Annotated in this window: 12 protein-coding genes; 10 read left to right on the top strand and 2 right to left on the bottom strand. The window is 27.9% G+C overall.

All coding sequences use genetic code 11. The features are described from left to right. Entirely contained in the window at positions 1-558 is a 558-nt protein-coding gene (locus MOV50_RS11895) for an outer membrane beta-barrel protein (protein ID WP_321778120.1), read from the bottom strand. A 115-nt stretch (positions 559-673) separates the two neighbouring features. On the opposite strand from MOV50_RS11895, the gene MOV50_RS11890 reads away from it, so the two are divergent. After that, positions 674-934, top strand: a complete 261-nt coding sequence (locus MOV50_RS11890) for an XRE family transcriptional regulator (RefSeq protein ID WP_321778119.1) — start codon at positions 674-676, stop codon at positions 932-934. Between the two features lie 42 nt (positions 935-976). Then, positions 977-2176: a hypothetical protein gene (locus MOV50_RS11885; protein WP_321778118.1), complete on the top strand. Its 1200-nt coding sequence runs from the start codon at positions 977-979 to the stop codon at positions 2174-2176. A gap of 4 nt (positions 2177-2180) precedes the next feature. On the opposite strand, the gene MOV50_RS11880 is transcribed toward MOV50_RS11885, so the two are convergent. After that, positions 2181-3887, bottom strand: coding sequence for a hypothetical protein (locus MOV50_RS11880; protein WP_321778117.1), 1707 nt, complete (start codon positions 3885-3887; stop codon positions 2181-2183). An 87-nt stretch (positions 3888-3974) separates the two neighbouring features. Here MOV50_RS11880 and MOV50_RS11875 point away from each other — a divergent pair, with 87 nt between their 5' ends. The 8 genes from MOV50_RS11875 (at position 3975) to MOV50_RS11840 (ending at position 12155) form a co-directional block, all read left to right on the top strand. Beyond that, on the top strand, positions 3975-4301 hold the full coding sequence (locus tag MOV50_RS11875) for an MTH1187 family thiamine-binding protein (protein ID WP_321778116.1): 327 nt from the start codon (positions 3975-3977) through the stop codon (positions 4299-4301). A gap of 49 nt (positions 4302-4350) precedes the next feature. Further along, complete coding sequence (pgsA, locus tag MOV50_RS11870; RefSeq protein WP_321778115.1) at positions 4351-4905, top strand: CDP-diacylglycerol--glycerol-3-phosphate 3-phosphatidyltransferase; 555 nt, start codon at positions 4351-4353, stop codon at positions 4903-4905. Next, entirely contained in the window at positions 4902-5954 is a 1053-nt protein-coding gene (gene rseP / locus MOV50_RS11865) for an RIP metalloprotease RseP (RefSeq protein ID WP_321778114.1), read from the top strand. Before pgsA ends, rseP begins: the two co-directional genes overlap by 4 nt. A 151-nt stretch (positions 5955-6105) precedes the next feature. Continuing rightward, the gene (locus MOV50_RS11860) at positions 6106-8490 is read left to right on the top strand and encodes a sensor histidine kinase (RefSeq protein WP_321778113.1); all 2385 of its coding nucleotides are present in this window, start codon (positions 6106-6108) and stop codon (positions 8488-8490) included. A 10-nt stretch (positions 8491-8500) separates the two neighbouring features. Then, positions 8501-9169, top strand: coding sequence for a hypothetical protein (locus tag MOV50_RS11855; protein ID WP_321778112.1), 669 nt, complete (start codon positions 8501-8503; stop codon positions 9167-9169). Further along, positions 9169-9741 carry an HNH endonuclease signature motif containing protein gene (locus tag MOV50_RS11850; protein WP_321778111.1) on the top strand — a complete coding sequence of 191 codons (573 nt, stop codon included), beginning with the start codon at positions 9169-9171 and terminating at the stop codon, positions 9739-9741. Before MOV50_RS11855 ends, MOV50_RS11850 begins: the two co-directional genes overlap by 1 nt. After that, positions 9742-11586, top strand: coding sequence for a class I SAM-dependent DNA methyltransferase (locus MOV50_RS11845; protein WP_321778110.1), 1845 nt, complete (start codon positions 9742-9744; stop codon positions 11584-11586). A gap of 104 nt (positions 11587-11690) precedes the next feature. Next, on the top strand, positions 11691-12155 hold the full coding sequence (locus MOV50_RS11840) for a Spy/CpxP family protein refolding chaperone (RefSeq protein WP_321778109.1): 465 nt from the start codon (positions 11691-11693) through the stop codon (positions 12153-12155). Positions 12156-12157 lie beyond the last annotated feature (2 nt).

Below are 12157 nucleotides of genomic sequence, written 5' to 3'. Positions count from 1 at the left end.
TTAAAATGTATATCCAACACCAAACAGTGCTTTGTTATAATCAAAATTAGCACCACTATCGTGTGTCATATTTGTCGTTGTATATGAAGCACTTAATAACCAATCGTTGCTAAAACGATACTCTATAGCACCACCAAAGCCAATGCCTTGTGCAGAGCTTGTTTTATCCTTTAAGTGAGAGTCCAAACGGTTATACATGAGATATGAAAAATCAGTTAAGCCATATAAAGCTAAACCTCTTGCCATTTTTCCAAATGAGTAGCCAAGTTTGAATTTACCGTTGAGTTCAAAGATATTTTTATTATCTATCAAGCTATTAGGATTTTCTGTATAGCCTAAACCAAAAGTAGCACCTAGTAGAATTCCGTTATCGTAATAGTAATTTCCTCCAAAGTCTAAGCTATATAAAGGGTTTGTTTCACTCTCTATAGTTACTTGACCTACTGATAAAGAAACACTACCTACCTTTTTATCGGGCTTTAAAGCACCTATCCAATTTGCATGTGCTACTGTAAAAGATATACTTAGTATTGCAATAGATATTATTATTTTATACATATACATTCCTATTAATTGTGATTTACCTTTAGGAGCCGCACCTATAGGTGTTTCACTATGAGAGTGTATATTAAATATTATTAAACTTAAATAAAACCTATAGGTGGAACACCAAATGGCAAAATATTTTAGTAATATTACAGAAGAAGAGATAGAAGAGTTTCATGCAGTAATTGCAAAAAATGTAAAAAGATTACGACTAGCTAATAATCAGAGTCTTATGGATTTGAGTTTAGATTTAGGGTTTCGTTCAGGCTCTTTTTTAGGAAGTGCAGAAGCTTGTAAAAATAAAAAGCATTTTAGTATAGAACATTTATACAAGTTATCAAAAGTATTTAATGTCCCTATTGAAGAGTTTTGTAAAGTTGAAAAGTAAGAAAAAACTAAAATATAATTATTAATAAAGGTGCATGTAGACATGACTACAGAAGATTTAGAAAAGAAGTTAAATAGGTACCAAACTTTTAAAATAAGTCTCTCAATAGAAGAACTTAGACACATAGCCAAAGAGGATAATAATGAAGAATTATTATTAAAAAAGTTAAAAATAGATACAACAAATAATTACCATATTTTTTCTTATGTTAGAAATAAGAATAAAGAAATTATTCTAGTAGGAGAAGATAAAGTATTTTTTAATTTTAAACACAATCCAATTGACTATATAATAAAGAAGTTTTCAACCTATAATATCCTTGAAAGAATCAATAAACAACTGGTTCACTTCAATTTATATTATAACCATAACATAGATTTCTTTGTAATAGAAACAAAACATTATGCACTTAAGAACTCTACAGAAATATTTTTACTTATTCAATATAATTTAAACAAATCATTAGAAACTAATGTTGAAAATATTTTTACTAAAGGATTTTTTTCTAGAATTTTTGATTTAATTTATGACTCATATGCTTTTCTTAAAAATAATTTTTATAAAATCATTATATTTTTGGTTTTATATTTGGTTGTTTACTACACATTAGTATTAAGAACTATGGGTATTCCTCTTGATAGTATTTCTGAATATAACTTGCTTGTTTCAATTAAAAATTACACTACAGTAGGTGGAACAATATTAATTATTCCATTATTGGCAATATTAGCTTTAGTACCTTTAATGGCTCCAAAGCATTCATATAAAAATGACAATACCAAAGTATTAAAGGTGTATCTTTCATTAATTGGTTACGGTTTAATATTTACATTTTTATCTTCTTATAGTTTATTTAAATTGAATGCAAAAAGTATTCAATTTAACGACCCAGTTATTATAGACTATTTTCAAAGTACATTTTATCCAAGAGTAGTTACCACAGATAAAAATAATACAGTACTTGCTATAAATGAATCAAAAGGGGGATATTATTACTATTATTCTATAGATAATTTATATGATAAAATTGATAATACATATTGTAAGGAAGTAAATAAAGAGAAAATTAAATTAGAAGAGTTTATGATAGCTATATTGAAAAATGCAGATTATACAAGTGCTAAAAATATTACTAAAAACAGGTTAAACAACCATAGCTTTTATAATAAAGAAAAATCAAGAAATTATTTTATTACTAAAACTAGAGAAATTTGTAACTCTACCAAAAATACAAAGAACTGAGCTATTAATATAGTGTATTAATAGACTTTCTCAGTCCTGAAAAATCCAAATCATAAACTAAACACTCATTTATAGTATTTCTTAAAATCTCATTTGGCATAAACTCGTCTCCATAAACTGAAATATCTTTATTTCCATATCCGTCACTATGTCCAGTTATATCATTGATAATATAGATATGTACTAATTTATTCTTTAATGTTTGGTTGACTAGGTGTCTAAGTGAGTAAAATGTTTTATCTTTCTCTTTACTAACAAATTCTCTATTATATATAGTATAGTCATTTGTAAAGTTAGTTCCACCTCCTTTATACATTTTGATAGCTGGAAATAGTTGTTTGTGTTTGAGCTTTTTTTGGTATTTTACAAAGTTTAAAAAGCCTATATCTAAGAGGGTTTTAGAAAGGGGAGTAAATCTTAGGTTATAGTGATTTTTTACATGGTCGTTAAACTCTATCCCTATAACTCCCTCTTTAGTTTTTATATCAGATACTTGAAGCATTGCAAGTTCTGTAGGTTTTGCACCAGTGAAGAGACATAGGAGAGGGATAAAAACATGTTCGGGATTATTCTTTAAAGTCTTACTTATTTCTGTTGTGTACCATGGGCTTTGCTCAAAAAGTAGTTTTAGCTCTTCATTAGTATAGGGGATTTTAGCCGTTTTTTGTTTTTTGGCTTTTTTAGACTCTTTAAATGATAAATCTTTAGTTAGGTTTTTATTTATATAATCATTATTGTAAGCCCACTCAAAAACTTGGTGTATTCTTCTTAGGTGCTTGTTTATTGTGACTTTTCCTAAAGTTTCTAGTTGCTTATTCTTTACTATTAGAATAATCTCTTTTGTAGATTTACCTCTTAAAATCAATAAAGTTGAAGTGCTTGGTAAAAACCTTAAAACTTTTTCCCTAAATTGAACAAAATCTTCTCTGCTTAATTTTTTAATGTCTCTATCGTCAAAATAACTAGATAAATGACCTAGTACATAGATAATATCTCTTTTGTTTTTATCACTCCAATCATTAACATTATTTTTTTCACTAATATACTTGTCTACAAGTTCCGATATTCTAATTATATTAACTTCGTTTACTTGCTTCTCATAATTTTTTTGCATTTGTTGATATTGGAGTATCATACCTATATCTTGAGTGGGAAGAGGATTATCAGTTGTTTGTACAACCTCTTTTTGAGACTCATAAGATTGGTGCAATAAATCCCACTCAGCTTTAAATAACTCCCAGTGAAAAATAGTTTTATCTTTATCTGTTAATAACTTTTCTAAATCCTCTTGTAGATTACTTCTTTTTAAAATCTTATCTGTCTCTTGTTTGACAAGTTCGAGATTATTTTGTTCATGTATCGTTTTGTAACGATTGATAGCATAATCAAGTGCTTCACGAGTATGACCACCGTAAAACTTGTCATTAAGAGTTATGGATAGGTCTTTATCTCTCATATCTTCAAAATCGTTATACTCTTCTTCAATCATGTAAGTTTTGTATTTTGCTATTATCTGTCTAATTTCTAAAACTGTCATAGTGCTAAAGCTTCCTTTATATATAAGTTGATTAATTTTGTAATCAATGTATGAGTGCCGAAGTAGGGCTATATCATGGTTTTTAGTCTTTAGGGAAAAAACTATCTCGCCATGATTATTAATTTTTCGTCTGTACCAGTAAGTAGTATTTTTTCTTAGTAAGTATTTTACCATGATAAGATATAATCCTTGTATCATTTTTGTGTATCAAAAACAACAAAAGAAAAATAAATTGACTTTTAAAGTCCCAAGGATAGGCATATGTTAAGTGTTTTACTAGAGTTCAGTATGTTTCCAACTTCAGATGAATGTAGAGATGGTTCTTCTGTTTCTGCACAAGTTAGCAAAATAATAGATGCCATAGACAAATCAGGTGTATCTTACCAATTAACGCCTATGGGAACTGTTGTTGAGACTGACACAATGAAAGAAGCATTATCTATAATAGAGCTTGCTTATGAGCAACTAAGTGACTGCGAAAGAGTGTATTCTTCACTAAAGTTTGATATTCGTAAAAACACAAAAAATAGACTAAAAACTAAAATAGCATCTGTTGAAAAAGCTTTAAATAGAAAAATAAACCATTGATAAGCTAAAAAAAGATAAAATCACATAATTATAAATTTAAGGACTTTTTTTGCTAAACCTCCCAAACGCTCTAGCATCGCTTCGCATACTTTTAGCACCGTTGATGTTCTGGGTAATTTTAAATCCACAAATTTTTACAGATAATGGATTTCATATCTCATGGAACTACTACTTTGCAACTCTTTTGTTTGTTCTTGCATCTGCAACTGACTTTTTCGATGGTTTCATAGCACGAGAATGGAATCAAATGACAATGATGGGTGCAATACTTGACCCACTTGCAGACAAGATGCTAACTCTTGCAGCTTTTTTAGGTCTTATGATGACAGGTGCTGCCTCTGCTTGGGCAATATATATCATTATAGTTAGAGAATTATTTATAACAGGGATAAGAACAGTAGCAGTAAGCGAAGGTCTAGAAGTAAAAGCTTCATGGGCTGGAAAAGTTAAAACCGTTGCACAAATGATTGCCATAGGATTTTTACTAATGCATTGGCCATTTGCTAGTGAACTTCTTTGGTTTGCTGTATTTTTAACTCTTTATTCTGGATTTGAGTATCTTTGGGGATTTAAAAAAGCTATCTTAAAAGATGAGAACAAATGAGTATCTTAGTATCTATTTTAGTCCTTTCAGGACTTATATTTTTTCACGAATTAGGTCACTATGCAGCGGCAAAATTTATGGGTGTTACTGTTGAAGTTTTTAGTATAGGCTTTGGAAAAAGACTATTTACATTTAGAAAGTGGGATACAGAGTGGAGCATCTCTGCTGTTCCACTTGGTGGGTATGTTCGCATGAAAGGTCAAGATGATTCTGACCCAACCAAAAAAAGCCTAGATGCTGATAGTTACAATGTAAAAACACCTATGCAAAAAATATTTATACTTTTAGCGGGTCCTGCTGCTAACTTTGTTTTAGCATTTTTCTTATACTTCGGTATCGCTCTTGGTGGTCCAAATATTTTATCTCCTGTAATTGGTGAAGTTGTTAAAGACTCCCCTGCTTTTAAAGCTGGCTTGCAAACAGATGACATCATAAAGTCCATAGATGGAGTAAAAATTATTGCATGGAAAGAGATGGCAAAAATCATCAGTGATTCGGATGGAAGTTTAAACATAGAAATACAAAGAGGTGGCTATATAGAGTTTAAAACACTTACTCCTAGCATACGAGAAACTACAAATATGTTTAATGAAGTTATACAAAAGAAGATGATTGGCATCGCTAGTGCAGGAGTATTTCATAAGCTTGAACTATCTCCATCTGACACACTATCTTACGCAACAGAGCAAACTATTTTTGCATCTACTATGATATTTACAGGACTTAAAAAACTCATAGTTGGAGAAGTTCCAGCAAAAGAGTTAGGCGGTGTCATAAGCATAGTAAAACTTACCTCAGATGCTACTGCACAAGGATGGATGAGTGTTCTGTTTTTCGCAGCTTTAATATCTGTAAACTTAGGTGTATTAAACCTGCTACCTATCCCCGCACTAGATGGCGGGCACATAATGTTTAATCTTTATGAATTTATCTTTAGACGAGAAGCAAGTGAATCAGTCATCATAAAACTAACAATAGCAGGCTGGGTAATACTTTTTTCACTAATGGGCTTAGGTCTTTTTAATGATATTAATAGATTGATGGGTTAATATATTTACATTATTAAGACCAATTTTCACATATAATCAGCAAAACATACAAGTAATAATTGATAAATGATAAATGAATATTTTTAGTTACAAAAGTAAATTTATAAATTAAGTTAGATATAATCTAAATAATTAAAACAAAGAAGCATAGATGGCAAAAATACCTTTTAAAGTATCAGCAAGAACAGCACGACTAATAGGTCGTGAAAATATAGCATCATCTAAAGGTGCTATAATTGAACTTGTTAAAAATTCTTATGATGCTGATAGTCCTATCTCACTAATATACTTCAACAAAGAAAAAGATGAATTATTTATTATTGATTCTGGTGAAGGGATGACAGAACAAATAATAATAGACCATTGGATGACTATCGGTACAGATAATAAAGCAAATGATATATTTACAGAAACTGGTAGGGTAAAAGCTGGAGCAAAAGGTATAGGTCGCTTTGCACTAGATAAACTTGGTGATAAATGTGAAATGCTAACTAAGTTTAATCCTTCTGTTCATAAAGATATTTATGAAGATGGAAAAGTAAGTGAAAATATAGCTTATTTCTGGGAAGTTGATTGGAGAGATTTTGAAGGTGCTTTTAAAACAATAGGTGAAGTTGAAGCGAATCTTATTGGAGAAAAAGAAGTAGACCTAAAAAAATATATTCTAGATGAAATTGATAATAAAAGTGTTGAAAAAATACTAAATGAGTTTTCTTTTGAATATGGGACAGTATTAAAAATTTCAGGTCTTAGAGATAATTGGGATGATTTTTATGTGGAACAAGTTTTTAATGATTTAGAAGTTCTCATTCCACCAAAAGAGAATAGTACTTTTAGACTATTTTTGTTTAATGAAAGTGAAAAAAATAAATATGGTGAAATCATAGGTTCAATTTGTGATGATTACGACTATAAAATAGTTGCAAAAGCAGATAAAAATCAAAATGTAAATATTAAAATATATAGAAACGAATATGATATTGCTAGAATAAACCCAGATTTTTTTAATAGTATAAATTCAACTTTACCTCAATATGAAAAAGAAATTTTTGAAAAAGGGTATTGGGAGATAGAAAAAACTTACAGTCAACTTATTAAAGGTTTTGCTAAAAAAGACACAGATAATACTTTTTCTAAAATAGGCAGTTTTGAAGTTACTTTTTACTTCATGAAAAGAGGATATGAAAAAAAAGATGTTGAAACATTTTATTATAAAACATTTACTATTCATAACAGAAAATATTGGTTAAATAAATTTGGTGGAATTAAACTTTTTAGAGATGACTTTAGAGTTCGACCTTATGGTGAAATTAATGATAGTTCTTTTGATTGGCTTGGTTTAGGAAATAGACAAGCCAAAAGTCCTGCACCAGTTGCACATACAAGTGGTAGCTGGAAAGTAAAAGCAAATAATATTGCAGGAGCAATTAGCATTACAAGACTAGGTAATGTAGATTTTCAAGATAAATCAAGTAGAGAAGGATTGCAGGATAATAAGACTTTTCAAGTTTTTCAAAAAATAATTTTAAAAATATTATCTATATTTGAAGAGGATAGAGCTTATATTGCTAAAGAGATGAGATCATTTCATGAACGAACAAATACTAATGAAAAAGAAAAAAAATATGCTGATGAATTAGCAAAAAAAATTCTAGAAGAAAATAGAAAAAATAAACAATATAATAAAGCCCTTTTAAATGAGGGAAATATTGGAGATTCTGATAAGGTTGTTTTGTCGAAAAGACTAGAAGACAAAGAAGAAGAAATTGAGAACTTAAAAGATGAGCAAAAGCTTTTACGCGGTATGGCAAGTAGTGGTATAGTTATAGCCTCTTTTAGTCATGATTTGAGTAAAATATCACAAAATTTAAATTCGAGAATAGATAAGTTAAAAAAATTGATAAGTGAAAAAATCCAAGAAGAAGATTATAAGAATATAGAAAATAGAAAAAACCCTTACTATTTATTAGAAAGAATGAAAAAGCAAGATTTGAAACTTCAAAACTGGTTACATTTCTCATTAGGAGTTGCTAGAAAAGATAAAAGAAAAATGAAGCAACTTAAATTTAAAAGCTACTTTAATATTTTTAAAGAGGAATGGCAAACAGTACTCAATAATAGGGCAATTAATTTAAAAATTGATAATATTGAACAAGCATCAATGAAAATATTTGAAATTGATGTAGATAGTATTTTTAATAATCTTTTGGTTAACTCTATTGATGCCTTTAATAATTCAACAATTGATAGAAATAGAGAAATCCAAATTGATATTAAAGACTCACCAAAAGAAATAGTAATTGAATACTATGATAATGGAACAGGTTTATCGAAAGATATTACAAATCATGATGAAATCTTTGAACCAATGTTTACTACAAATGTCAATAAACATACAGGTGATGAAGAAGGTACAGGACTTGGTATGTGGTTAATTCAATCAATTGTAAAAGACAATAATGGAACAGTAAATTTGTTATACCCAACAAATGGTGGTTTTGGAATTAGACTATCATTCAAAAAAAATAATTCATAAGGAGAATGTAATGTATAAAATACTTTATATTGATGAGCATCAAGAAGATATTGAAGATTTTTTAGATTATTTTGAAGAAAAAGATAATAGTGGTCAATTTAAAATTAAATATTTATTACCTGAAAAAACACTAGAAGAGATGTATATAAAAATATTTGAAGAAAATCCAGATGCTATTATTTCAGATTACATGCTAAATGAATATAAAAATGATATAGATTATAATGTTCCATATACTGGTGTTGATTTAACAGAAATGATTTTAGAAAATAAAGATAAATTTCCTTGTTTTGTTTTAACATCATATGATGATGATGCTATAAAAACAAGTCAAGATGTTAACATTATTTATATTAAGGATATATTACATGGTAGTGAAGAAAAAACTAATGCAAAAGCTAATTTTTTAGATACAGTAGAACATCAAATTATACATTACAAGAAAAGAATTGAAAATTCACAAGCAGAACTTTTAGAACTTATAGAGAAATCAAATAAAGAACCTTTAAATGCCCCAGAAGAGGCAAGACTATTAGAATTAGATAGCTTTATAGAAAAATCTACAAGTCAAAAGTCTGCAATACCTGAACATTTAAAAGGTACAAAAAATTTAGATGAACTTCATAAAATGATTGATAGTACAGATAAGCTGCTTGAAGAACTTCAAAAGTTAAATTAATGAATATTCAACAACAAAAACCAAATAGAACTTGTGATAAAACATATGCTAGTTATACATCTTTTAAGCCATACATTAGAGAAGACTTTAATAGAAGATGTGGCTATTGTGATGATTTAGATTTTTTTCATGGTGGAGTTAGAGGTTATCAGATTGACCATTTTAAACCACATTCAATAAAAAAATTTAATACTTTAAAAGAAGAATATTCAAATTTAGTGTATTCCTGCCCATTTTGCAATAGAGCAAAATCTAATAAGTGGAAAGATACACAAGGATTTCTAGACCCTTGTGAAAGTGAATTTGACAATCATTTAGCTCGTAATACTAAGGGTCAACTAATATCTAAAACGGAGCAAGGAAAATATATTCATACAAATTTGAATTTTCATTTAAAACGACATGAACTATTATGGATGATAGAGAAGTTACAAAAACAAAGTATTGAAATTGATAGTGAAATAGTTAGATTAGGTGAAGGACATGAAAAAGAATTAATCATCTTACGAGAATTTAAAAAGATACAAAAGAAGATTAATAAATATACTAATCTTTTTCATACAGAAATATAATTGAATAAAAATATTTTAAATTTTTTAAATAAGAGTATAGACATTAAAATTGTCAATAGGCTTTTAGTAACTTCATTTTTAAAACACAAGAATATTTCCATAGTTATTAATGAAAAAATAAATAATTTAATTATCTTTAAAAATACTCATGAGTATAAGTTATTAAAAGATTTTAATGAGATTTTACAAAATGAGAATCAAAAATTATGTTTTGAAGAACTACTAGAACTTTTTGAGTTCGTCATCTCTCCATCAGAAAAATTAGTAAATGGAGCAATATACACACCTCAAAATATTAGAAAATATATTACTGAACAATCATTTAGTGAATTAAAAAGAAATAAAATAGAAAAAATTAAAATAGCTGATATTGCTTGTGGTTGTGGTGGATTTTTAATTGATGCATCATTAGAAGTGAAAAAAAGAACAAATAAATCTTTTAAAAATATATATAAAGAAAATATTTTTGGAATTGACATTCAAAAATATAGTGTAGAGAGAACAAAAATATTACTTACTTTATTAGCAATTACTCAGGGTGAGGATGAAAAAGAGTTTAAGTTTAATTTATATACAGCAGATACATTAGAATTCGACTGGCTAAAAGAAGATAAACAGATTAATAGGAATAATGGTTTTGACTTGATATTAGGAAATCCACCGTATGTATGTTCAAGAAACATGGATGATAGAACTAAAGAACTTATGCAAAAATGGAGTACATGTAAAACTGGTCACCCTGATTTGTATATTCCATTTTTTCAGATTGGATATAAGTTACTCACAGATAATGGAATTTTAGGGTTTATAACTGTAAACACATTTATGCATAGCGTGAATGGTAGAGCTATAAGAGAATATTTTACAGAAAAGAAAGTACTACTAAAAATAATAGATTTTAAAGATGAACAAATTTTTAAATCCAGAATGACTTATACATGCATTTGTTTCCTTGAAAAGAGAGAATCAGATTTTGTGTCTTATACTCACTCGAAAGAAGCAACTTTAATAGATATTGATTTGATAAAATTTAATAAAGATGCTTATTCAACATTAGATGCACATAAAGGATGGAGTTTAAAAAATACTAAATTTATAAATACTATAGAATCAATTGGTACAGCATTTGGAGAGCTATATAATACAAAGAGTGGTATAGCTACATTAAAGAATCATGTGTATATATTTAAATCAATTGACGAAGATGAAAAATATTTTTATATGAAAGATTGTACACCCATTGAACAAGAAATATGTAAAGAAGTGATTAATTCTAATCAATTTAATACACAAACAGATATTAAAAACTTGAAAGAAAAAGTAATTTTTCCATACACTCATGATGAAAATAATCAAGCTACTATAATTAATGAAGACAATTTAAAAAAACAATTTCCTAAAGCTTATGAATATTTACTTACAAAAAGAGAACTATTGTCTACTAGAGATAAAGGGAATGGAAAATATCCAGTTTGGTATGCATTTGGTAGAACACAATCCCTCGAGAAAGTAAAACATAAACTGTTCTTTCCACAGCTAGTAAAAGAAGGATTTAAAGCTGTTTTAAATAGTGATGAAAATTTATATTTTTATAATGGAATGGCAGCTTATTCGAAGAAGAATGAAGATTTAAAAATTTTACAAAAGTTGTTAATGTCAAATATAGCTTGGAAATATATTGAAAATAAAAGTAAACACTATGCTTCTGGTTATTTTGGCTTAGGAAAAAATTATCTGAAAGATTTTGGAGTTTATAATTTTAACGAAGAAGATATAAAAATTTTATTAAGTACAAAAAATGAAGAAAAAATTAATACATTTATTACAAAAAAATATAACTTTTAAACATTACTATATATCCACAACCGTTAATATTCCATTAAACTTAAATTAACACTTCATTAAATCTAGTAGCTTATACTTTTATTATCAAACATAAGGAGTTCATTATGAACAAAACAATAATTATAGGTTTAGGTACTTCAGTACTTTTAGCGTCATCACTTTTAGCATTTTCTCCACAATCAAATATGAAACAAGGAAATGGCTATACTTGTAAACAACATAAGATGATGAAGCAAGGTATGCGTCATAACAGAGGACATGGTTTAGTCAAGATGTTTATGAAACTTGACTTGAGTGATAAACAAAGAACTCAAATAAGAAGCATCATAAAAGATAACATGAAAAGTATGCCAAACCCTAAAACAGCATTTAGTGATACTAGTTTTAACAAAGAAAAATTTATAAAACTTGCAAATCAAAAACGAAACAATAAGGTTGAACGCAGAGCAGATACAATAGAAAAAGTGTACAATGTTCTAAATAGTTCTCAGAAAAAAGACTTTAAAACGATGTTAGATATGCGAGATATAATGAAAAAAAATTATATAATGCAAAAATCTAGAAACTAAGT

It is taken from the genome of Sulfurimonas sp., assembly GCF_029027585.1.
Taxonomy (GTDB): domain Bacteria; phylum Campylobacterota; class Campylobacteria; order Campylobacterales; family Sulfurimonadaceae; genus Sulfurimonas.
This window is presented reverse-complemented; position numbering and strand designations above follow the sequence as displayed.